Raw genomic sequence first — 22,114 nt, 5'->3', positions numbered from 1 at the left:
CCCGTCGGCGACCGCGGGTTCGCGGGGGTACGCCGTCCGGCCGCGAGGCCCCACAGAGGGCCTCGGCCTCACGGCCCACTCTTGGCGCCGGCCCAGACACTCTCAACCCGCCCCGCATCCGAGGACAGACCCCGCCACCCCAAGCCCCCACCCACCCACAAAGGCCCAGACACTCTCAACCCGCCCCGCGCCCGAGGACACGCCCCGCCACCCCAAGCCCCCACCCACCCACAAAGGCCCAGACACTCTCAGCCCGTCCGGCGTTTGAGGACGAGGCCCGGAGGGCCGATAGAGGGGGTCCGGGGGGCACAGCCCCCTGGCGGGGTCGAAGGGGCGGAGCCCCTGGGATGGGACGGGTAGGGGCGGCGGGGGCGAGGAACGGTCAGGAGGAGACCTGGTGTGGGCTGGCTCATCGGCGCGGCAGCAACCCGATCGCAGCCACCGGCACAACCGCCAGCACCAGCCAGGGGACAACCGCCGGCAGGCCGGGGTCGAGCAGCGTGCCGGTCGCCGAGCTGCCGATGAGGACGATGAGACCGGAGACCGAGGACAACGCGCCGGTGTAGAGACCGACTCGCCCCTCCTCGGCCAGGTCGGCGACCCACGCCCGGGCGACCGGGGCGACGAGCATCTGGCCGAGGGTGAGCAGGACGACGAAGCCGGCCGCGGGCAACAGACCTGCCGGGCCCGTCCAGCCGGCGGGCCGGGCAGCGGCCACGACGGTGAAGCCCGCCGCGATCAGCACCAGCCCGGCCACCATGGACCGGCGCAGAGTGAGCCGCTCCCCCACCCACCGGGTGACGGGCAGCTGGGCGGTCACCACCAGCAGCGAGGACAGGGCGAACAGCCAGGCCAGGGCAGCCTGGGACCCGGTGGCACGCTCGACCTCGTCGGGGAGGGCGAGGTAGAGCTGGTTGTAGGCCAGGAGGTAGGCACCGTACGCGCAGCACAGGGCGAGGAAGCGGCGGTTGCGCAGCAGATTCCCCATACCGCCGCGGAACCTCACGCCGCCCCGCCCGGGTATGCGCTGCGGCAGCAGCCACGCGTGCCCGGCGAGGACGAGGACGAAGACGCCGGCGCCGGCGAGGCAGACCGTGCGGAAGTCCACCGAGAGCAGGAGTGCGCCGAGCAGCGGTCCGACGAACGCGCCCGCCTGTCCGGCCACGGTGAGCAGCGCGAGAACGCGGGTGCGGGAACCGGCCCCCGACTCCTCCCAGAGCACCGCCTGCCGGGCCACCTCGGACTCCACGGCCGGTGAGAACAGCGCTGCGGCGAACCCGATCAGCAGCACCGCACCTATGACCGCCCAGGTCTCGCGTGCGTACCCGAGCCATGCGAACCCAGCGATCCGCAGGACGCAGCCCGTGAGGACGACGGGCCGGATGCCGTACCGGTCGGCCAGCGCCCCGCCCACCACGAACAGGCCTTGTTGGCTGAAGGTCCGCAGCCCCAGCACGAACCCGACCATCCAGCCTGCCATGCCGACGGCCTGTCCGAGGTGTTCGGAGAGGAAGGGCAGGACGGTGAAGAAGCCGATGTTGAAGGCGAGTTGGGTGAGGATGAGGAGGCGGAGGAGAGGAGACAGGGGGCGGTGGTGCGGCGCCTTGCGACGCAGGCCGCGTGTCACGAGGGAGGTCATCCGGTTCTCACCAGCTCCCTGGCCGGTGGGCGGGTTTGGGACGGTGGCGCGGTTTCGGTGGCATCGGACCGTCGTCGGCGCCCTACGCCTCCGGCCGTCGTCACCGCCAGCGCGCCCAGCAGAGCGAGTACGGCGGCCGGGGCGAGGACCGCCCAGGGGGCGCGCTCGGCGTAGGGCTGGTTCTCGGCGAGGAGCAGGCCCCATTCCGGCGAGGGTGGCTGGGCGCCGAGGCCCAGGAAGGCGAGGGAGGCGAGGGCGAGGGCGATGCCGGGGAGGCGGAGCAGGGCGTGTCGGGTGACGGGTGGGACGACAGCGGGGAGGAGTTCGTGGCGTAGGAGGTACCAGGGACCCGCGCCCAGCGCTCGGGTGGCTGTGAGGTGGAGGGCGGCGCGTTCCTGTCGGAGCAGTGCGGAGGTGTGGGCGGCGAGCGGGGCCCAGGCCACGGCGGCCACGGCGAGGGCGGGGGTGGCGGTTCCGCTGCCGACGACCGCGGTGACCAGCAGGGCGACGAGGACCGGCGGCAGCGCGGTGGCGGTGTCGACGAGCGGGCCGGACAGCCGGGGCAGCAGGCCGAGCGCCAAGCCGGTGAGCAGGGTGGCGGCGGTGATCGCGAGGGCGAGCAGCAGGGTGTCGAGGGCCCCGTGGGCGATGCGGGCGAGGACGTCCCTGCCGAGGGCGTCGGTGCCGAACGGGTGGGACGGGGAGGGCGCGGCCAGGCGTTCGGTGGTGTCGAGGGCCAGTGGGTCGCGGGGCAGGCCGAGGGCGATGACGGTGAGGAGCAGGCCCGCGTGGACGAACGGCAGGACGGTGCGGGCGGGCGGTGTCGGGCGGTGCAGGGACGGCAGTGCGCCGTCGCGCAGGGCCGGGCCGATCAGCAGATGGGCGAGGGTGTGGGCCAGTCCGGCGGCGACCGCGGCGAGCAGGATCAGGGCCAGGGTGCCGCCCTGGAGGACGGGCAGGTCCTGGGCGAGGGCGGCCTGGAGGGTGGTGCGGCCGAGGCCGGGGATGTCGAAGATCTGCTCGACGGTGACCGATCCGCCCGTCAGGCCTACGACGAACAGGCCGGTGTTGGGGAGGAGTCCTGGCAGACAGCGGCGCAGGGCCTGGCGGGCCACGCTGCGACCCGGAAGTCCGCGCGCCGTGGCGGCCAGGGCCCAGGGCTCGGCGAAGGCACCGGGCAGCAGGTCGTCGAGGAGCCGGCCCAGCACGGCGCCGGCGGGCAGGCCGAGGGCCAGTGCGGGGAGAATCGTCCACTGGGGGCCGTACCAGCCGAGGGCCGGAAGCCAGCCGAGTTGGACCCCCACGACGGTGGCGAGTACGGACGCGGTGAGGAACTCGGGGAGTGCGGCGAGGACCGCGGAGCCGCTGCCTCCCGCGCGCCGTCCGTCGAGTCGGCGGTGGGCGCCCAGCCACAGGGTGCGAGCGCAGATCAGTGCGGCGGTGAGGGCGGCGACCGCGAGGGCCACCGCCATCAGCAGCAGGGAGACGCCGAGGGCCTGGAGGACGGCGGGCGTGACCTCGTTGCCGGAGATCCAGGACCGGCCGGCGTCCCCGTGCCACAGCCCGCCCAGCCAGTCACCGAGGAGCTGGAACGGGCCCTGGTCCAGGCCGAGTTGGGCGCGGATGTCCGCCAGCACCTCGGGCGTGGGGTCGCGGTCCGCCGAGCGGGCCTTGAGCACGGTGAGCGCCGGGTCGGTGTGCGTGAGCCAGGGCAGTACGCCGATGGCGCACACCAGGGCGGCCGCGATCCCCGCACGCCACAGGAGCGTGACTGCCTGGCGTCGCACGGGTCAGCGCCGGGTGCCGATGCCGACGAGGGTGCGCTCGTACGGGTCGAGGAGCGCGCCGCGGACGGAGCCGCCCACACCGGTGATGATGCGCTGGTGGACGAGCGGTACGACGGCGTCGGTGCCGAGGATCTCGGCCTCGGCCGCCATCACCGCGTCCTGTCGCTCGGCGGTGTCGGCGATGTCCGCGGCCTTGGCCACGGCCCGGTCGACGTTCTTGTCGCAGAGCAGGGCCAGGTTGTAGCTGCCGTCGCAGGTGTAGTCGCCGGCGAGGACGCCGACGGGGTCGCCGGTGTCGACCAGGCTGTTGCGGGCGCCGACGAACGCGTCGAACTTGCCGTCCAGCGCGTCGCTCTCCAGCCGCGCGTACTCGCGTACCTCCAGCGTGACCTCGAACCCCGCCTTCTCCAGCTGCTGCTTCAGCACCTGGGCGACCTCGGGCAGTTCGGGCCGGTTGTCGTACGTGGCGAGCGTGATGCGCGTCCCGTCGGGCCGGCCGGCCTTCGCGCGTCCGGCCGGCTCGGTCCGCTTGCCGGCGGCCCAGGTGACGGCGGGGCCGTAGATGCCGGCGCCGGGGTCGGCGTATCCCTCGTAGACGCCCTTGGCGAGCGTGGAGGTGTCGACGGCCTCGCGGGCGGCGGCCCGTAGCGCGGCGTCCTTGAAGGCGCCCTTCTCGGTGTTGAGGAGCAGGCTCGTGGTGCGGGTCGTGGCGGTCGCCTCGACCGTGTCCTTGTCGAGGGTGGCGGCCTGGGCGACGGGGATCGCCTCGGCGAGGTCGACCTGGTCGGTGCGCAGGGCGTTGGCGCGCGCGGTGCCGTCGGCGACGAACTTGACGTCGATGCCGGGGGCCTGGGCGCGGCCGCCCCAGTAGTCGTCGTAGCGGTCGAGGGTGACGGCCGTGGAGCCGAGGACCTTGGTGAGCTCGAAGGGTCCGGTGGCGGTGCCGACGGGGTCGACCTTGTCCTGCGTGCCGTACGCCTTGCCGGAGAGGATGGCGAGGGACGGGCTGGACAGACGCAGCGGGAGCACGGGGTCGGGGGTCTTCGTGGTGATCCGTACGCCGGTGCTGCCGTCGGCCTTCGCGGTGAACGTGACTCCGGCGAGGGCGGCGGGGGCCGGCTTGGCCTGTGCGGCGTGGGTGAGCGCGGTGGCGACGGCGGCCGGGGTGACGGTGGAGCCGTCCTGGAACGTGGCCTCACGCAGGCTGAAGAGCCAGGTGCGGTCGTTCTCCTGGCGCCAGGAGGCGGCGAGGGCGGGAACCGCGGCACCGTTGGCGTCCAGCGCGGTCAGGCCCTCGGTGACGCCGAGGCGGCTGAGGATGGTGGAGTCGGCGCCGTACGGCGAGAGGTTCTCGGCCGGCGGGAAGGCGAGGGCGACGCGGAGGCGGGAGCCGCCGTCGGCGCTGTCGGCGGAGTCGGTCCCGCCGCCCGAGGCGAAGCAGCCGGCGAGGACCGGGGCCAGCACGAGGGCGAGGAGCGGGCGGAGTCGGCGTCGCACGGGCTATCGCTCCATCGGTATCTCGAAGTGGACGACACCGAAGGCGCCGTCGGGGTCCACGCGCTCGTCCAGCACGACCTTGCCGCGCGAGCGCCAGAAGGCCTCGGCGCCGGGCACATTCGGGTCGGTGTGCAGATAGACGGCCCGGTAGCCGCCGTCCGCCGCCGCGAAGGCGAGCAGCTCGTCGACCATCCGCCCGGCGAGGCCGCGCCTGCGGTGCTGGGCCCGGACGTAGACGCGGCGCAGTTGCGCGGTGTCGCCGGAGGGGTAGCGCTCGGCGAGGTCGCGCGGGTTCGGCGGGTGGGCCGGGCCGCGGGAGTCGAGGGCGGCGGTGGCGACGACACCGTTGCCGTGCGGGTCGACGGCGACGAGGAGGGTGTGGCGCGGCGAGGCGAGATAGGCGGCGGCCGGGTCGATGATGTCCGCGTGCCAGCGCGGCACATAGCCGGTGCCGAAGTCGTGGTAGACGGTGTCGAGCATCAGGGCTCGCGCACCGTCGAGGTCGTCCGGGCTCGCCGCCCTGATGCTGTAGTCGTGCACTTGCACATCATATGCATCAAGGGCGAAAGGCCTTTCCGCCCACCCCGCCCACCCGGACAACACCCTTACGTCTCACGCGATTTGACAGTGCTCGAAGATCAACGCCAACCTTGCCACATGACATCCATTTTCAAAAAGGGTACCCTGGCGGCGAAGGCGGGGTGCCGCTGATGCGCATCGCGTTCGTCGGCAAGGGCGGCAGCGGCAAGACCACCCTGTCGGCGCTCTTCACCCGCCACCTGGCCCGCTCCGGCGCGCCCGTGCTGGCCATCGACGGCGACATCAACCAGCACCTCGCCGAGGCACTGGGCCACGACGGCGACTCCCTGGACGCCCCGCCCCTCGGCGCCCACCTGCGGGACATCAAGGAGTACCTGCGCGGCAGCAACCCGCGCATCCCCTCCGCCGACGCCATGATCAAGACGACTCCGCCCGGCCGCGGCTCCCGTCTGCTGACCCTGCTCGGCGACGACGAACTGCACGCCCGGCACGTCCGGCGCGTCGGCGACGTACCGCTGATGGTCACAGGCGAGTTCGACGAGAGCGACCTCGGAGTGGCCTGCTACCACTCCAAGCTCGGCGGGGTCGAGCTCTACCTCGGCCACCTGGTCGACGGCCCCGGCGAGTACGTCGTGGTCGACATGACGGCCGGCGCCGACGCCTTCGCCTCGGGCCTGTTCACCCGCTTCGACATGACGTTCCTCGTGGCGGAACCCACCCGCAAGGGCGTCTCGGTCTACCGCCAGTACCGCGACCACGCCCGCGAGTTCGGCATCCGCATCGCGGTCATCGGCAACAAGGTGACCGGCGAGGACGACCTGCTCTTCCTCAAGGAGGAGGTCGGCGACGACCTCCTCACCCACCTGGTCCACTCCTCCTGGGTCCGCGCGGCCGAACAGGGCCGGGAGCAGGGCGAGTTGGAGTACCAGAACGTCCACGCCCTGAACATCCTGCGCGAGACGGTCGACGCACTGCCGAAGGACTGGGCCACGACGCACGGCCACGCCGTCGAGTTCCATCTGCGCAACGCCCGCGCGTGGGCGGACGACCGGACGGGCGGTGACCTGGCCGCCCAGGTCGACCCGGACTTCGTGCCGGGCCCGCCGGCCCTGGCCTGACGCCTCCACCACAACTCCTCGCACCACTTCACGAACAGGAACGCACACCCATGTCCCTCGACGTCTCCCCGAAGCTCCTCGCCGAAGCCGAACACGGTGACATCCGCGAGGAGGACTTCGTGGACACCGTCCGCACCTCGCTGCCGTACGCCTACGACCTGATCGCCTCCCTCGCGATCGAACTCCGCGAGGGAACGGCCGACTTCACGGACAACCAGACCCCTCCCCCGTCCGAGAAGGAACGCGGCCAACTCCTGCGCGCCCTCGCGAGCGACGCGATCCGCGGCAGCCTGGAACGGCACTTCGGCGTGACGCTCGCCTTCCAGAACTGCCACCGGGTGGCGGCGTTCCGGCCGGAGGCACGGGACGGGGAGACGTATACGCGGTTCACGTCGGTGCGGTCGCAGGTGCTGAACCAGTCGCCGGAGTTCCGGGACTGCTGACCGTCAGGCCGCGCGCTCGGCCCATGCCCCGTGCGCGCGGATGACCTCCGCATACCGGTACCCGGACCCCTTGATGGTGCGGACCTGTGTCCCGTAGTCGACGTGGACGAGGCCGAACCGCTTGGCGTAGCCGTACGCCCATTCGAAGTTGTCCAGCAACGACCACGCGAAGTACCCCGCCAGCGGAGCCCCCTTGCGGGCCGCGGAAGCGCAGGCCGCGAGGTGCTGGATCAGGTACTCCTGGCGCTCTGGGTCGTCGACGGTTCCGTCGGGGCGTACGACGTCCGGGTAGGCGGAGCCGTTCTCGGTGACGTAGAGGCGACGGGCGCCGTAGTCGTGGGTGAGGCGGAGCAGGAGCGTCTCGATGCCGCTCGCGTCGATCTCCCAGTCCATGCCGGTGCGCGGGACGCCGGCGCGGCGGACCTGGCGGGCGCGCGGGGCCGGTCCCGTGGGGTCGTCGGTGACGGTCGCCGGAAAGTAGTAGTTGAGGCCGAGCCAGTCCAGGGGGGCGGCGATGGTGTTCAAGTCGCCCGCACGCTCCGGTAGTTCGACGCCGTACACCTCCCGCATGTCCGTCGGGAAGCCGCGGCCGTGGATCGGGTCGAGCCACCAGCGGTTGGTGTGGCCGTCCATGCGGCGGGCCGCTGCCTCGTCCTCGGATCGGTCGGTGGCGGCGTGGACGGTGGAGAGGTTGTTGACGATGCCGACCTCGGCCCCGGGAGCGGCGGCGCGGATCGCCTGGGTGGCCAGGCCGTGGCCGAGGAGGAGATGGTAGGAGGCCCGGACTGCGGCCGTCAGGTCGGTGAGACCGGGGGCCATCTTGCCTTCCAGGTGGCCGATCCACGCCGAGCACAGGGGTTCGTTGAGGGTGGCCCAGTGGGTGACGCGGTCGCCGAGTCGTTCGGCGACGACGGCCGCGTACGCGGCGAAGTGCTCGGCTGTCTCCCGCTCGGGCCAGCCGCCGCGGTCCTGGAGCGCCTGCGGCAGGTCCCAGTGGTAGAGGGTGACGGACGGGGTGATGCCGGCCGCCAGCAGGCCGTCGACCAGCTCGTCGTAGAACGCCAGGCCCTTCTCGTTGATCCGGCCGTCGCCGCCCGGCACGACGCGCGGCCACGCGATCGACAACCGGTAGGCGTTCGTGGCCAGTCGACGCATCAGTGCGATGTCCTCGCGCCAGCGGTGGTAGTGGTCGCAGGCGACGTCACCGTGGTCGTCGCCCGCGATCCTGCCGGGTGTGTGCGAGAAGGTGTCCCAGATCGACGGGGAACGGCCGTCCTCCGCCACGGCTCCCTCGATCTGGTACGCCGATGTGGCCGTGCCCCACAGGAAGTCGTGCGGGAGTGCGGCGAGGTCGATGCGGTCGGACACGGAGATCCCTTCGGAATGGGGGGTGTTGTTCCGTCGAGGACGGCTGGTCACTTGACGGCGCCCGCCGTCAGGCCCGCGACCAGATAGCGCTGGAGCAGGAGGAAACCGGCGACCACCGGCACGCTGACGACCAGCGACGCGGCCATGATCTGGTTCCAGTACACGTCGTTGAGCGTGGAGTAGCCCTGGAGGCCGACGGCGAGGGTGCGGGTGGTGTCGTTGGTCATGACGGACGCGAACAGCACTTCTCCCCAGGCCGTCATGAAGGCGTAGACCGCGACGGCGACGATGCCGGGGATGGCCGCCGGCACGACCACGCGGAAGAGCGCCCCGAGGGGTCCGCAGCCGTCCACCAGCGCCGCCTCGTCCAGATCGCGCGGCACCGAGTCGAAGTACCCGATCAGCATCCAGATCGAGAAGGGGAGGGAGAAGGTCAGATACGTCAGGATCAGGCCGCCGCGGGAGCCGAACAGGGCGATGCCGGTGGCGTTGCCGATGTTGACGTAGAGGAGGAACAGCGGGAGGAGGAAGAGGATGCCGGGGAACATCTGTGTGGACAGCACGGTGACCGTGAAGACCCGCTTCCCGCGGAAGTCGTAGCGGCTGACCGCGTACGCCGCGAAGACCGCGATCACCACCGAGCAGACCGTCGCCGCGCCCGCCACGATCAGCGAGTTCACGAAGTACTTCGCGAGCGGCACCGTCGACCAGATGTCGATGTACGGGCGGATGGTCAGCTCGCTGGGCAGCCAGCGGAACTTGCCCGTGACGTCCGCGAGCGGCTTCAGCGAACTGGAGACCATGACGTAGACGGGGACCAGGACGAAGCCGGTGAGCAGGGTCAGGAAGATCCGCCGGGACCAGCGGAAGGACCTGGGCGGTGCCATCGGGGAGCTAGACATCGGCCGTCCTCCGTCCGCGCGAGGTGAGCCAGAGGTACCCGCCGGTCACCAGGAGCAGGAACAGCAGCAGGAGTACGGACATCGCCGAGCCCGTGCCGAAGTTCCAGGTGACGAAGCTGGCCTGGTAGATGTGGACGGAGATGAGGTCGGCGGCGGCCGGGGCGGTCTTGCCGAACAGGACGTACGGCGTGTTGAAGTCGTTGAAGGTCCACAGGAACAGCACCAGGACCAGGACCTGGTTCACCGGACGCAGCGACGGGAGCGTGATGCGGCGCAGTTGCTGCCACAGGCCCGCGCCGTCCAGGGCCGCCGCCTCGTACAGCTCCTTCGGGATGTTCTGCAGGCCGGCCATGACGATGAGGAAGGCGAACGGCCAGCCCTTCCACACCGACACCGTGAGCAGGGCGATGAAGCTGTTGTCGCCGATCAGCCAGAAGGAAGGCTTGTCGGTGAGGCCGAGCTGGTCGTGCAGGACGTGGTTCACCAGGCCGTTGTCGTGCTGGAACATGAAGACCCAGGTGATGACGGCCGTGTAGACCGGCAGCGCGTACGGGACGAGGAACAGGGCCCGCAGCAGGCCCCGGCCGCGGAAGGTGTCCTGCATGTAGATCGCGGCGGCCGTGCCGATGAGCCAGCACAGGCCGACCGAGAGCAGCGTGAAGGCGACGGTGACCAGGAACGAGTGGAGCAGCGCCTCGCCGACGGGGGCGTTGAAGTCCACCGACATCCGATAGTTGTCGACGCCGTTCCAGGGGGCCGTGGTCCAGTCCCGGATGTAGAACTGCGTGAGTTCCTTGAAGCTCATGAAGATGCCGATGACCATCGGCACCAGGTGGACCAGGAGTTCGAGGAGCAGGGCGGGCAGGAGGAGCAGGTACGGCAGCCCGATGCGGCGGATCCGCCCGGGACGGCGGCGGGGGCCGTCCGCCGTCCCGGGGGAACTCCGACGCACGGCCGCCTCGGTGGGGACCGTGGTCGTCATCGTGCTCACTTCGTCGGCATCTGCTGCTGAGCCTTCTCCAGGGCCGCCTTCACCGACGCCTCGGTCACCGGGCGTCCGGCGGCGGCGTCGGCCCACAGTTCCTTGACGGCCGTACCGACCGCCGTCTCGAACTGGGACTCGTCGGCGACCTGCGGTGCCGCCACGGCGCTCTTCGCGAGGGTGTCCTTGAGGACCGCGTTCGCCGGGGTGTTGAAGGCCGCGTCCGACTGCGCCCCCTTGACCGGCGGGATGGAGCTGTAGGCGGTGTTGAGGATTTTCTGTTCCTCGTCGCTCGTCATGAACTTCACGAACTTCGTCGCGCCGTCGATGTTGTCGGTGTTCTTGAAGACGGCCAGGTTGATGCCCATCACCATGGAGTTGACGCCGGTGCCGGAGCCGGGTGTGCCGGACTGGACGGGCACGGGGGCGACTCCGTAGGCGTCCTCGCTCATGCCCTGCGACCTCAGGTTGGCGGAGGCGGACTGCCACAGCAGCATCGCTGTCTTGCCCTTGGCGAAGTCGCTGACGGACTGGTTCTGGGCGTACTCGGCGTTGCCCGGCGCGATGATCTTGTCCTTGGCCATCAGGTCGACGAACTGCTTGACGCCCGCGACGGCCTGGTCGGAGGTGAAGTCGGGCTTGCCGTCGGCCGTGAAGAAGTCGGCGCCGTGCTGCTTGGCGAAGACGACGGCGTGGTGGATGTTCTCCGAGGGGTTCGAGCCCTCGACGCCGATGCCCCACTTGCCGCCCTTGGCGAGCTTCTTGCCTGCGGCCGTGAACTCCTCCCAGGTGGCCGGCGGCTTGGAGATGCCCGCGTCGGCGAACATCTTCTTGTTGTAGTAGAGCGCGTACGCCATCGAGTACAGCGGCACCGCGGCCGGGTCCTGGCCCTCGGCACCGGTCGAGCCGAGCGCGGAGTCGACGAACCGGTCCTTGCCGCCGATCGCGGCGAGGTGCTTGTCGTCCCAGGGCAGCAGTGCCCCGGTGGCCTGGAGGCTGGCGCTCCACGTGTTGCCGATGTTGAGGACGTCGGGGCCCTGGCCGGAGGTGGTCGCGGTCAGGATCCGGTTGAGCAGGTCCGACCAGGGGACCACCTCCAGCTTCACCTCGATGCCGGTCTGCTTCTCGAACTTGTCGAGTTCGGGCTGGAGGACCTTCTTGTCGACCTCGATGCTCGCGCCCTGGTTGGAGGCCCAGTACGTGAGGGTCTTCGGCGAGTCGTTGGACCCGCCGCCGTCGGTCGACGAACCGCCTCCGCAGGCCGAGGCGGTCACGACGAGAGACATGGTGACGGCGGCTATGGCCGCGGCTCGCGTTGTGCGCATGGCTCCAGGTGTCCCTTCCGGGAGTACTGCTGCTTAATTTAGAGCGTGAGTTAAGCCTTGGGGCGAGCCCGCGTCAAGGCTTTTGACGCACTCGCCGGACTCTGGTCGAACCTCTTGACTCTTTCGTTTCGCGGTTGAACCATTCACCGGCGAGAGAGCGCTCCCAGACCTCACCACGTTCACTTCCTGAACCAGGAGAGCCGCCCCATGTCTGATTCCTCCCCGCACTCCCGGCCGCCCTCGATCGGTCGCCGCACGCTGCTCGGCGCGGCCGCGGCGGCCACACCCGTCGTGCTCGGCGGGGCCGCTGGGGCCTCCGCCGCACCGTCGGCCGCGCCGTCGGCCCGCAAGAAGCCTCGTGCCCTCCCCGGCGGCGGCGACCTCGGCCCGAACGTCCTCGTCTTCGACCCTTCCACGCCCGGCATCCAGGCCCGCCTCGACGAGGTGTTCCGGCGGCAGGAGGCGGCGCAGTTCGGCACCGGACGCTACGCGCTGCTGTTCAGGCCCGGCACCTACCACGGCCTCAACGCCCAGCTCGGCTTCTACACCTCCGTCGCGGGCCTCGGCCTGTCCCCCGACGACACCACCATCAACGGCGACGTCACGGTCGACGCCGGCTGGTTCAACGGCAACGCCACGCAGAACTTCTGGCGTTCGGCCGAGAACCTGGCCCTCGTCCCCGCGAACGGCACCAACCGCTGGGCGGTCGCACAGGCGGCCCCCTTCCGCCGGATGCATGTCCGCGGCGGCCTCAATCTCTCCCCCACCGGATACGGCTGGGCGAGCGGCGGCTACATCGCGGACAGCCGCATCGACGGCCAGGTCGGACCGTACTCACAGCAGCAGTGGTACACCCGCGACAGCGCGATCGGCAGCTGGCTCAACGGTGTGTGGAACATGGTGTTCTCCGGTGTCGAGGGCGCCCCGGCACAGAGCTTCCCGAACCCCCCGTACACCACGCTCGACACGACGCCGGTCTCCCGGGAGAAGCCGTTCCTGTACGTCGAGGGCGGCGACTTCCGGGTCTTCCTGCCGGAGAAGCGGACGAACGCCCGCGGTGTGACCTGGGGCAACGGCACCCCGAGAGGCACCTCGCTGCCGCTGACGCGGTTCTACGTCGCCCGGCCCGGCGTCCCGGCGGCCACGCTCAACCAGGCACTGGCGCAGGGACTGCACCTCCTGCTCACCCCGGGGATCTACCACCTCGACCGGCCGATCCGGATCGACCGCCCGAACACCGTGGTCCTGGGCCTCGGCTACGCCACCCTGATCCCGGACGGCGGCGCCACGGCCGTCCAGGTCGCCGACGTCGACGGGGTCCGGCTCGCCGGGTTCCTGGTCGACGCCGGGCCGGTCAACTCCCCGACCCTGCTGGAGATCGGGCCCCACGGGGCTTCCAGGGACCACTCGGCCAACCCGATCACGGTCCAGGACGTGTTCGTCCGCATCGGCGGCGCGGGCGCCGGCAAGGCCACGACCAGCATGGTGATCAACAGCAGACACACCATCGTCGACCACACCTGGGTGTGGCGGGCCGACCACGGCGAAGGGGTCGGCTGGGAGACCAACCGGGCCGACTACGGCGTCGTGGTCAACGGCGACGACGTGCTGGCGACCGGCCTGTTCGTGGAGCACTTCAACAAGTACGACGTCCAGTGGTTCGGCCAGCGCGGCCGCACGATCTTCTTCCAGAACGAGAAGGCGTACGACGCCCCGGACCAGGCCGCCGTCCAGAACGGGGCGATCAAGGGTTACGCCGCCTACAAGGTCTCGGACACCGTGACCTCGCACGAAGGCTGGGGCCTGGGCAGTTACTGCTACTACAACGTCGACCCGTCTATCGTGCAGCACCACGGCTTCGCCGCCCCCGTGCGGCCCGGGGTGCGCTTCCACAACCTGCTCGTCGTCTCGCTGGGCGGCAACGGGCAGTACGAGTGCGTCATCAACGACGCCGGGGCGCCGACTTCGGGGACGTCCACGGTGCCGTCGACCGTGGTGGCGTATCCCTGAGCGCAACGGCACGGGCAACACCGCGAGGGCGGTCCCACTCACGCAGGAGTGGGACCGCCCCGTCGGTCACCGGACCGGCGTCGGGACCGACGTCGTGACCGGCGCCGGCGCATAGCCTGTGGGCCGGGCCGTGAAGGTGCCGCGGCCCTGCGTCCGGCTGCGCAACCGCGTCGCATAGCCGAAGAGTTCGGCCAGCGGCACGGTCGCCGTGACGACCGCCGCGCCCGCCCTGGTGACGGAGCCCGAGACCCGACCGCGCCGAGCCGCGAGGTCCCCGAGGACTGCGCCGAGGGCGTCCTGCGGCACGGTGACCGTGACCTCGACGACCGGCTCCAGCAGGAGCATCGCGCAGGCGCGCAGGGCGTCGCGCAGGCCGAGCCGGCCCGCGGTGCGGAACGCCGTGTCGGAGGAGTCCTTCACATGGGTCGCCCCGTCGGTGAGCGTGACGCGCAGCCCCGTCACCGGGTGCCCGCCGAGCGGGCCCTCGGCGAGGGCGTCGCGACAGCCCGCCTCCACGGCACGGACGTACTCCTGCGGCACGCTGCCGCCGACGACGGCCGAGCGGAACTCGAAACCGGACTCCGGGTCCAGCGGCTCGACATCGAGGACGACATGCGCGAACTGCCCTGCTCCGCCGTCCTGTTTGACATGTCGGAACACGAAACCGGACACCCCTCGGCCGACCGTCTCGCGGCAGGACACCCGGGGGCGTCCGACGTTGACCTCCAGCCCGGTGTCGCGCCGGATCTTCTCCACCGCGACCTCCAGATGCAGTTCACCCATGCCGGACAGCACCCTCTGCCCGGTCTCGGCGTCGGTCCGTACGACGAGGGAGGGGTCCTCCTCCGCCAGCCGTGCCAGCGCCGAGGCCAGCCGGTCCGTCTCGGTGGACCTGCGGGCCTCGACGGCCACGGACACCACCGGGTCGGCGACACCGGGCGGTTCGAGGACGAGCGGCGCGGCCGGTGCGCACAGGGTGGAGCCCGCGCGGGCCGACTTCAGGCCGACCACGGCCACGATGTCCCCGGCGACTGCCCGGTCCACCTGCGCGTGCCGGTCGGCCTGGATCCGCAGGATGCGCCCGATCCGCTCGGTGCGCCCGGCGCCCACGTCCCACACGGTGTCTCCCTTCTCGACCGTTCCCGAGTACACCCGCAGATAGGTGAACCGGCCCGTCGGCGTGGCGCTCACCTTGAACGCCAGCGCCGCGAACGGAGCCCGCGGATCGGCGGGCCGCTCCTCGTCGGCGCCGTCCCGCAGGCCGCGTACGGGCGGCACGTCCAGCGGCGACGGCAGATAGGCCACCACCGCGTCCAGCAGCGGTTCGATCCCCCGGTTGCGGTAGGCCGAGCCGCACAGCACGACCACGCCGTCGCCGCCGCGGGTCAGCTCGCGCAGGGCGAGCCGAAGGGTCCCCGGCGAGAGGACCGAGCGCGCGCAGAACTCCTCCAGCGCACCGGCGTGCAGCTCGGCCACGGCTTCCTCCAGCAGCCGTCGACGCCGGGTGGCCTCCTCCCGCAGCTCCTCCGGAACGTCCTGCTCCACAGCGGTGTCGGTGCCGTCGGCCCACACCAGCGCCCGCATCCGTACGAGGTCCACGACGCCGCGGAATCCGTCCTCCGCGCCGATGGGCAACTGCACGACGAGCGGCGCCGGATGCAGCCGTTCCCGGATCGACTCGACGGCCGTGTCGAGGTCGGCCCCGGCACGGTCCAGCTTGTTGACGAAGGCGATCCTCGGCACCCCGTGCCGGTCGGCCTGCCGCCACACCGACTCGCTCTGTGGCTCTACGCCCGCGACGGCGTCGAACACCGCGACCGCGCCGTCGAGGACGCGCAGCGCACGCTCCACCTCGTCGGCGAAGTCGACGTGGCCGGGGGTGTCGATGAGGTTGATCAGGTGACCGTCCCAGGCACAGCTCACCGCCGCCGCGAAGATGGTGATCCCGCGGTCGCGCTCCTGCGGGTCGAAGTCCGTGACGGTGGTGCCGTCGTGGACCTCGCCGCGCTTGTGCGTGGTGCCGGTGGTGTAGAGGATCCGCTCGGTGACGGTGGTCTTGCCGGCGTCGACATGGGCGAGGATGCCGAGGTTGCGGACGACGGCGAGGGGGTTGGGGTTCGGGTTGGTGCGCACGGCCCGTGGCCTTTCGGATGATCCGGGTGGTCCGGATGCGAAAAGGGGTCAGCGCGATTCCGGGACGGTACGTAGGCGCGGGCACGCGAGCGTGACCTGCCGCCCGGTCAGAGCCGGGTCAGGGCAGGGGCGTCGACGTACTCGGGCACTCTCAGGCGTTCGTCACGGGCATCCGGTGCCGGCCGCGCAGCGGGCACCGGGCGGACGAGGACACGAGGATCACGTCGTACCGGTCGTACCGGGACGGGGAGACGACGGCAGCGGTGCGGTCACGCACGACCCGGCTCCCCTCGACTGGTCACGACGACGCGCCGCCGAGTGGTGCGGCGGCGCGTGATGGTGTGGCGAGTCTAGGGAGCCGGGCGCTGGCGAAGCAGCTGATTTTCAGTGGTCGTCGTCGATGTCCTCGTCGATGTCCTCGTCGATCGTGATGGCGGAGGCGGGGCAGACCGCGGCCGCCTCGCGTACCGCCGGGTGCAGGTCCGCTGCCGGGCTCGGTTCGAGGAGCGTGACGATTCCGTCCTCGTCGCCTTGGTCGAACACCTCAGGTGCGATCAGCACGCACTGACCGGCACCGCAACAACGGCCTTGTTCCACATTGACTTTCACGACTTGTCGCCCGCCTGCCTGCCTGCCTGCATTCCTTCCTTCCTGGAACCGTCACCACCGCACGGGCACGGTGCTCAACCCACCGACCAGCAGCCCCTCCACGCGCTGCAACTCGTCGATGGACACGGCGAGTCGAAGGGTGGGCAGCTTGCGAAGCAGGACGTCGAGGGTGACCTGCAGTTCGGTGCGCGCGAGGCTCTGCCCGAGGCACGAGTGCGGTCCGGCGCCGAACGTCAGATGAGGGTTCGGGGACCGGGAGAGCACCATGTCGTCCGCGTGGGTGAAGACCCGCTCGTCCCGGTTCGCGGCGGGCATGCCGCATACGACGGTCGTGCCGCGCGGTAGCACCTCGCCGGCGACCTCCACGTCCTCGGTGAGATAGCGCCGGATGCCGAAGCCGAGATTGGCGTCGAAACGCAGCGCCTCGTCCACCGCGGTGCGCACGAGGCCCGGGTCGGCGAGCAGCCGCTCCCAGCGGGTGCGGTCGGCGAGCAGCATGGCGGCCATCTTGCCGATCATGTTGGCGGTGGTCTCGTGTCCGGCGACCAGGAGCCCCATGGCGGTACCGAGCAGTTCGTCGTCGGTCAGCCCCTGCCCCTCCCCCTCGCTCTCCCTGATCACCATGCTGATCAGGTCCTCGCCGGGCTCGGCACGGGTCGCGGCGATGTGCGCAGACATGTACTCGGCGAACTCCTCATAAGCCGCCCGGGTCTGCTCACCGGTGTAGCGGCTGACGTTGAGGAAGGCGTCGGACCAGTGGGAGAAGCGGTCCCGGTCGGCGGCGGGGACACCCAGGATGTCGCAGATGACGTAGACGGGCAGCGGGAAGCCGAGGCCGGCCTTGAGGTCGGCGGGCTGTCCTTGGCGGACCATGTCGTCGACGAGACCCTCGGCGGTCCGCACCATGCCGGGGCGCAGTGCGGTCATGCGTTTGGCGGTGAAGTACTTGCCCACCTGCCGTCGCCAGCGCAGGTGGGGCTCACCGCGGTCGGGCAGGGTCAGCGTCGTGCTTCCGTCGGCGGCGGGGCCACCGGCTCCTTCGGGGGCGATCCGGGCGGCGCCCTCGTCCTCAGCGGTCGGGCGGGCGAAACGAGGGTCGGACAGCAGGGCTTTGACGTGGTCGTGGCGGGTCAGATAGATCGCCTTGTCGCCGCTGGGGAGTTCAACGGTGCTCACCGGGCACTGTCGGCGCAGTCGCGCCCATTCGGCCGGGGGCTCCAAGGGGTTGTCGCTGGGCAACGGCAGCCGGAGAAGGTCGTTCTCGCGCATCGGGCATCACCTTGCATGGGGGAGGTGGGTGAGCGCGCGGAAGCGTTCACGGCACGGCACGTTACGCACGTTGTGCATCATGCATCAAGAGTGCATGATGCACATCCCGTGTATGGCGCAATCTCACCGTAGGGTGGGCGCTGTGATCCCAGGGACTCGGCATCCGGAGCCTGGAATGCGGAGACGTGGCCATGCGGCCGGGAAGGAGATCGGCGTGGGCGCCCGAGAGGCCGCGGAACGCATCGAGCGAGAGCTGCTGATCCTCACCCGTCACAAGGAGATGAGGGCACCCAGGGGCCCGCGCGGCGGGGACCCGCTGGACCAGAGCGCCTACGTACTGCTCACCAGGCTCGAGAACCAGGGCCCCATGTCCATCCCGGACTTCGTCGAGGCCTTCGGACTCGCGGCGTCGACCTTCACCCGCCAGACCTCGGCCCTCCTGCGCAACGGCCTGGTGGAACGCACCCTCGACCCGGCAGGTGGGGTCGCCCGCAAGTTCCGCATCACCGAGGAGGGCCTGCGGCTCCTCACCGAACAACGCGAGGGGATCGTCACCGGCCTGTCCACGGTCGTGGCCGACTGGACGCCCGAGCGGCTGGAACGGTTCATCGACGATCTACGACAGTTCAACACGGACATCGAACGCATCACGGGCCGTCCCTGGCCGAGGGACCCGGACGACGCGGGCCCTGTCGGCCACGGGCCTCCCTCCGGGCTGAGCCCGGTACCGACCGAGCACGACTGACCGCGCCCCGCCGCGGGGTCGGACTGTCAGCAGACCGAGCCCGGGCCGGCCGCGGTGGCTCGCAGCAGATCCCTCACCAGCTCGAAATCGATCTTCTCGGGCTTCCGGAAGCGCAAGCAGCCCTTGCCCATGTCCTGTCCGGCCAGCCGTTCCTGGAACGCGTCCCGGACATCGGTGCGCATCAGATAGAACGAGATGTACTGCCGCTGACTCGCGAACGCGATCTCGGCCACCCCGTCACGCCGGTACGTGGGCATGCCGTACGCCATGCCCTCGCTGAAACCCCTCAGCTCGGCACGGCACAGCTCCCTGAGTCTCGTCAGGGCCTGCGTGCGCTCGACCGGCACCTCGGTGAGATAGCCGTCGACGTCCTCTGCCGTGCTGTGCACCATGCGGTGAGGTTAAGCCCGGGGGCTGCACCGATCAATCGGCCGCGGAAACAGCTGATGCGGGCCGAGGCAACCCTCGACCCGCATCAGCTGGATCAATCTGTGTCCGAGGGGGGACTTGAACCCCCACGCCCGATAAAGGGCACTAGCACCTCAAGCTAGCGCGTCTGCCATTCCGCCACCCGGACCAGGTGTCTGCCGCCTTGCCCGGGGTGTTCCCCGCGGCGACGTGGACAACAATACCAAGCTTTCGGAGTGCCCTTCACCTGCGTTTCCTTCCATCGGGCGGTGGTCCGGGACCTCGCGCTCCGATGCACCTATGGTCGCACCATGAGTGACTGGCTGGTTACGCAGAGCCCTCCCGCGGGCCGTCGCCCGCGTCCGCTGTCGCCCTTCAGGGAGCATCTGCGGGACACGTTCTGGTTCGCGCCGACCGCCGCGATGGTGGGTGTCTTCGTGGTCTGGCTAGCGGCGCAGGCGCTCGACACGGCCATCGTGGAGGCGCTGCGGGAGGACGGCGACTACGAGACGCTCGACGAGTTGCTGCGGTTCGCGCAGGACGCGAAGACCGTGGTGAGTGCCGTCGGGTCGGCGATGATGACCTTCATCGGCGTGGTCTTCAGTATCTCGCTGGTGGCCGTGCAGATGGCGAGCGGGCAGTTCACCCCGCGGGTAGTGCGGCTCTTCGTCCGCAGCCGGATCACCAAGGCGACCTTCGCGGTCTTCCTGGCCACCTTCGTGCTGACCCTGCTGGTGCTGACCGCCTTCGACACCGCCGACGACCCCCGGAACGTGACGACGCTCCCCTTGGTGCAGTCGATCCTCACGCTCTGCATGGTCGCGCTGAGCCTGCTGCTCTTCGTCCTGTACGTGAACACCACCCTGCGGCTGATGCGGATCAGCCATGTGATCGCGCGGATCGCCACGGAGTCATTCCGGGCGATCGCTTCGATGCCCCCGCCCACGGGCGGACCGGACACACCTGAACTCGGTTCCCCGACGGCCTGGGTGCCGCATGAGGGCCGGGCGGGGGTGCTGCGGGACGTGCACATCACGCGGCTGGTGCGGGTGGCCCGCAGGCACGGTGTCGTCCTGCGACTCATCCCGCGGATCGGGGACTTCGTGGTACCCGGCACGCCCCTGCTGGCGGTCCACGGCGGGGCGGCCCCACCGCTCGGCGCACTGCGCTACACCACTTCCGTCGCGGTGGAACGGACCTACCACCAGGATCTCGGTTTCGGACTGCGCCAGTTGTGCGACATCGCGCTGCGTGCCCTGTCACCCGCGATCAACGATCCGACGACGGCCGTGCAGGCGCTGGACCGCATCGTGCAGTTCCTGGCGGCACTGACCCGGAAACCGCTGGACGTCGCACTGCACCGTGACCGGGAGGGAGCCGTGCGGCTGGTGCAGCCCGTGCCGGGGTGGACCGAGCTGGTGGATCTCGGGTTCACCGAGGTGCGCGGATGTTCCCTCGGGAGCCCGCAAGTGTCCCGTCGCATGCTGGCCGGTCTCGACGACCTGCTGCTGCTCGCACATCCGGATCGGCGCGAGCCGCTGTTGCGGCACCGCGAGCTGCTCCGCCAGGCGGTCGACGAGAGCGCCTCGAACGCGACGGACCGCGCGTTCGCGCTGCGCCCCGACCGGCAGGGCATCGGCTGACCGGTTCGCCGGCCGGCCGATGCCCCGGCGCCTCTTCGCTCACGGAAGAAGCTGGTACTCCGGGAAGTTCCCGGGCAGCCGCTCGCCCGCCGGCCCCTGCGTCACCGCACGCACCAGCAGCTCGCCGCCGACGAACGCCCCACGCCAGGACGCGCCGAAGCCGCCGAACAACTCGTCCCTGTCCCCACGGGAGCGCGGCTTGCCGTGACCCACCTTGAACGCACGGATCTGCGGCGCCAGGCGGTCGTACGTCGCCCGGTCGTCGGTGGACAGGGTGGCGACGAGCGCGCCGTTGGACGCGTTCATCGCCGCCAGCAGTTCCGCCTCCGTGTCGACCAGGACGATCGTGTCGACCGGGCCGAAAGGCTCCGCGTGGTGGAGCGGAGAGGATGGCGGCGGGTTGAGCAGCGTGACCGGTTGTACGTACGCCGACGTGTCCTGGCCGGGCAGGAAACGGGCCTGCGACAGCCGACCCCGGTGCAGCGGGACGGCGCCCCGGTCGACGGCCTCGGCGACCTGATCCTGGAGTTCCTTCGCCTTGGCCGCGTTGATCACCGGCCCGAAGTCCAGCTGCGGGTAGGGGTCGTCCCGCCTATCGACCGCCAGTGGGTGGCCGACCCTCAGCCTGCGCACCGCCGGGAGGTACGCGGCCAGGAACTCGTCGAACAGCTCACGCTGGACGACGAAGCGCGGGTACGCCGTGCAGCGCTGTTTGCCGTAGTCGAAGAGCTTGGGCACGACCGCCGTGAGCGCGTCCCAGTCCGTGTAGTTCCAGATGCCCCAGGTGTTGAGTCCCTCCTGTTCGAGTACATGTCGTTTGCCGAGGTCGGCGACGGCCGTGGCCACCGCGGCGCCGGTGTCGCGGCCGCCGACGAAGGAGACGCAGCCGATCTCGGGCGCCCGCACCAGGGCCTCCGACAGCTCGCCTCCGCTGCCGCTGACGAGGGTGACGGGTATCCCCTCGCGGGCGGCCAGCGCACAGGCCAGGGTCAGGCAGGCGACACCACCGTCGGTCGGGGTCTTGGCGATGACCGCGTTGCCTGCCAATGCTTGTACCAACACTGCGTGAACGAGCACGCTCATCGGGTAGTTCCAGCTCGCGACGTTGGAAACCGGGCCGTCCAGCGGAGCGCGGCCCGCGACCATCGGTTCGATGTTGTCGACGTACCAGCGCACGCCGTCGACGGCCCGGTCGACGTCCGCCTGGGCGAGCCGCCAGGGCTTGCCGATCTCCCAGACGAGGAGCAGGGCGAGCAGGTCGCGGTGCTGGGTCAGGGCGTCGAGGGTGGCCGCGACCCGGGCGCGGCGCTCGTCCAGGGGGATGTGCCGCCAGGCGCGGTGCTGGTCGAGCGAGGCGCGGACGGCCTGGTGGGCGGTGGCCCGGTCCAGGCGTGGCGGGCCGGCGATCGGGCTGCCGTCGACGGGGCTGGTGGCGGGCAGCGGTCGGCCGTCCGCCTGCCAGCTGGCGTTCCAGAGGTTGAGGACCCGGTCGTCGCGGAAGGCCTCGGGGGCGGCGGTGAGGCAGCGCTGCCAGGCGTCGGCCCAGGAGGTGCCTGATTTGAGGGTGAGGGTGGTTGCCATCGGTTCTCCGCTCACGGTGCACAGTCGGGGCGGTCGTTCATGGCTGCGGCGGGCGCCGGCGAGGGACGTGAACTGCCGCAAGTGACCTCGTGTCGCGTACGAGTGACTACGAGTC

19 protein-coding genes and 1 tRNA gene are annotated in these 22,114 nt (G+C 70.9%); 5 read left to right on the top strand and 15 right to left on the bottom strand.

The window, feature by feature from the left end; all coding sequences use genetic code 11:
* Positions 1 to 409 precede the first annotated feature (409 nt).
* From ACZ4UU_RS17680 to ACZ4UU_RS17665, 4 genes are read right to left on the bottom strand one after another with little or no spacing between them, the layout of a single operon-like run.
* On the bottom strand, positions 410 to 1,639 hold the full coding sequence (locus tag ACZ4UU_RS17680) for an MDR family MFS transporter (protein ID WP_468040773.1): 1,230 nt from the start codon (positions 1,637 to 1,639) through the stop codon (positions 410 to 412).
* Complete coding sequence (locus ACZ4UU_RS17675) at positions 1,636 to 3,426, bottom strand: ABC transporter permease subunit (protein ID WP_468040772.1); 1,791 nt, start codon at positions 3,424 to 3,426, stop codon at positions 1,636 to 1,638. Before ACZ4UU_RS17675 ends, ACZ4UU_RS17680 begins: the two co-directional genes overlap by 4 nt.
* A gap of 3 nt (positions 3,427 to 3,429) precedes the next feature.
* Entirely contained in the window at positions 3,430 to 4,923 is a 1,494-nt protein-coding gene (locus tag ACZ4UU_RS17670; RefSeq protein ID WP_468040771.1) for an ABC transporter substrate-binding protein, read from the bottom strand.
* Between the two features lie 3 nt (positions 4,924 to 4,926).
* On the bottom strand, positions 4,927 to 5,463 hold the full coding sequence (locus tag ACZ4UU_RS17665) for a GNAT family N-acetyltransferase (RefSeq protein ID WP_468040769.1): 537 nt from the start codon (positions 5,461 to 5,463) through the stop codon (positions 4,927 to 4,929).
* 170 nt (positions 5,464 to 5,633) lie between these two features.
* Between ACZ4UU_RS17665 and ACZ4UU_RS17660 the strand changes: the two genes are divergently transcribed.
* Together ACZ4UU_RS17660 and ACZ4UU_RS17655 are read left to right on the top strand one after the other, a co-directional pair.
* On the top strand, positions 5,634 to 6,581 hold the full coding sequence (locus tag ACZ4UU_RS17660) for an ATP-binding protein (RefSeq protein WP_468040767.1): 948 nt from the start codon (positions 5,634 to 5,636) through the stop codon (positions 6,579 to 6,581).
* A 50-nt stretch (positions 6,582 to 6,631) separates the two neighbouring features.
* A complete protein-coding gene (locus ACZ4UU_RS17655; RefSeq protein WP_468040765.1) occupies positions 6,632 to 7,024 on the top strand; it encodes an SCO5389 family protein in 393 nt (130 codons plus the stop codon).
* 3 nt (positions 7,025 to 7,027) lie between these two features.
* On the opposite strand, the gene ACZ4UU_RS17650 is transcribed toward ACZ4UU_RS17655, so the two are convergent.
* Genes ACZ4UU_RS17650 through ACZ4UU_RS17635 form a run of 4 tightly spaced genes read right to left on the bottom strand, consistent with a single transcriptional unit; the run spans position 7,028 to position 11,601 of the window.
* On the bottom strand, positions 7,028 to 8,392 hold the full coding sequence (locus ACZ4UU_RS17650) for a GH1 family beta-glucosidase (RefSeq protein WP_468040763.1): 1,365 nt from the start codon (positions 8,390 to 8,392) through the stop codon (positions 7,028 to 7,030).
* Positions 8,393 to 8,439: 47 nt separating this feature from the next.
* On the bottom strand, positions 8,440 to 9,279 hold the full coding sequence (locus tag ACZ4UU_RS17645; protein WP_468041123.1) for a carbohydrate ABC transporter permease: 840 nt from the start codon (positions 9,277 to 9,279) through the stop codon (positions 8,440 to 8,442).
* A gap of 7 nt (positions 9,280 to 9,286) precedes the next feature.
* A complete protein-coding gene (locus ACZ4UU_RS17640; protein WP_468040762.1) occupies positions 9,287 to 10,276 on the bottom strand; it encodes a carbohydrate ABC transporter permease in 990 nt (329 codons plus the stop codon).
* Between the two features lie 5 nt (positions 10,277 to 10,281).
* Positions 10,282 to 11,601, bottom strand: a complete 1,320-nt coding sequence (locus tag ACZ4UU_RS17635) for an ABC transporter substrate-binding protein (RefSeq protein ID WP_468040760.1) — start codon at positions 11,599 to 11,601, stop codon at positions 10,282 to 10,284.
* A 207-nt stretch (positions 11,602 to 11,808) separates the two neighbouring features.
* Here ACZ4UU_RS17635 and ACZ4UU_RS17630 point away from each other — a divergent pair, with 207 nt between their 5' ends.
* Positions 11,809 to 13,611 carry a coagulation factor 5/8 type domain-containing protein gene (locus tag ACZ4UU_RS17630; protein WP_468040758.1) on the top strand — a complete coding sequence of 601 codons (1,803 nt, stop codon included), beginning with the start codon at positions 11,809 to 11,811 and terminating at the stop codon, positions 13,609 to 13,611.
* A gap of 66 nt (positions 13,612 to 13,677) precedes the next feature.
* On the opposite strand, the gene fusA is transcribed toward ACZ4UU_RS17630, so the two are convergent.
* The 4 genes from fusA to ACZ4UU_RS17610 all read right to left on the bottom strand — a co-directional run bounded on the left by fusA (position 13,678) and on the right by ACZ4UU_RS17610 (position 17,622).
* Positions 13,678 to 15,744: an elongation factor G gene (gene fusA / locus ACZ4UU_RS17625; protein ID WP_468040757.1), complete on the bottom strand. Its 2,067-nt coding sequence runs from the start codon at positions 15,742 to 15,744 to the stop codon at positions 13,678 to 13,680.
* A gap of 151 nt (positions 15,745 to 15,895) precedes the next feature.
* Complete coding sequence (locus ACZ4UU_RS17620) at positions 15,896 to 16,021, bottom strand: hypothetical protein (protein WP_468040755.1); 126 nt, start codon at positions 16,019 to 16,021, stop codon at positions 15,896 to 15,898.
* A 107-nt stretch (positions 16,022 to 16,128) separates the two neighbouring features.
* Positions 16,129 to 16,353, bottom strand: a complete 225-nt coding sequence (locus ACZ4UU_RS17615) for a ferredoxin (protein WP_468040754.1) — start codon at positions 16,351 to 16,353, stop codon at positions 16,129 to 16,131.
* Between the two features lie 51 nt (positions 16,354 to 16,404).
* The gene (locus ACZ4UU_RS17610; protein ID WP_468040752.1) at positions 16,405 to 17,622 is read right to left on the bottom strand and encodes a cytochrome P450; all 1,218 of its coding nucleotides are present in this window, start codon (positions 17,620 to 17,622) and stop codon (positions 16,405 to 16,407) included.
* 214 nt (positions 17,623 to 17,836) lie between these two features.
* Between ACZ4UU_RS17610 and ACZ4UU_RS17605 the strand changes: the two genes are divergently transcribed.
* Positions 17,837 to 18,367: a MarR family winged helix-turn-helix transcriptional regulator gene (locus tag ACZ4UU_RS17605; RefSeq protein WP_468040751.1), complete on the top strand. Its 531-nt coding sequence runs from the start codon at positions 17,837 to 17,839 to the stop codon at positions 18,365 to 18,367.
* A 26-nt stretch (positions 18,368 to 18,393) separates the two neighbouring features.
* Here ACZ4UU_RS17605 and ACZ4UU_RS17600 read toward each other — a convergent pair whose 3' ends face one another.
* Both ACZ4UU_RS17600 and ACZ4UU_RS17595 read right to left on the bottom strand, forming a co-directional pair.
* Entirely contained in the window at positions 18,394 to 18,759 is a 366-nt protein-coding gene (locus ACZ4UU_RS17600) for an iron chaperone (RefSeq protein ID WP_468040750.1), read from the bottom strand.
* A 100-nt stretch (positions 18,760 to 18,859) separates the two neighbouring features.
* Positions 18,860 to 18,944: transfer RNA gene (locus ACZ4UU_RS17595), tRNA-Leu, on the bottom strand.
* 142 nt (positions 18,945 to 19,086) lie between these two features.
* Between ACZ4UU_RS17595 and ACZ4UU_RS17590 the strand changes: the two genes are divergently transcribed.
* Complete coding sequence (locus ACZ4UU_RS17590; protein WP_468040748.1) at positions 19,087 to 20,418, top strand: DUF2254 domain-containing protein; 1,332 nt, start codon at positions 19,087 to 19,089, stop codon at positions 20,416 to 20,418.
* Positions 20,419 to 20,457: 39 nt separating this feature from the next.
* Here ACZ4UU_RS17590 and ACZ4UU_RS17585 read toward each other — a convergent pair whose 3' ends face one another.
* Positions 20,458 to 21,999 carry an aldehyde dehydrogenase family protein gene (locus ACZ4UU_RS17585; RefSeq protein WP_468040747.1) on the bottom strand — a complete coding sequence of 514 codons (1,542 nt, stop codon included), beginning with the start codon at positions 21,997 to 21,999 and terminating at the stop codon, positions 20,458 to 20,460.
* Positions 22,000 to 22,114 lie beyond the last annotated feature (115 nt).

It is taken from the genome of Streptomyces sp. NPDC028907 (assembly GCF_055564995.1).
The sequence above is the reverse complement of the archived record's forward strand: the minus strand, read 5'-3'. Positions and strand labels throughout refer to the sequence as shown.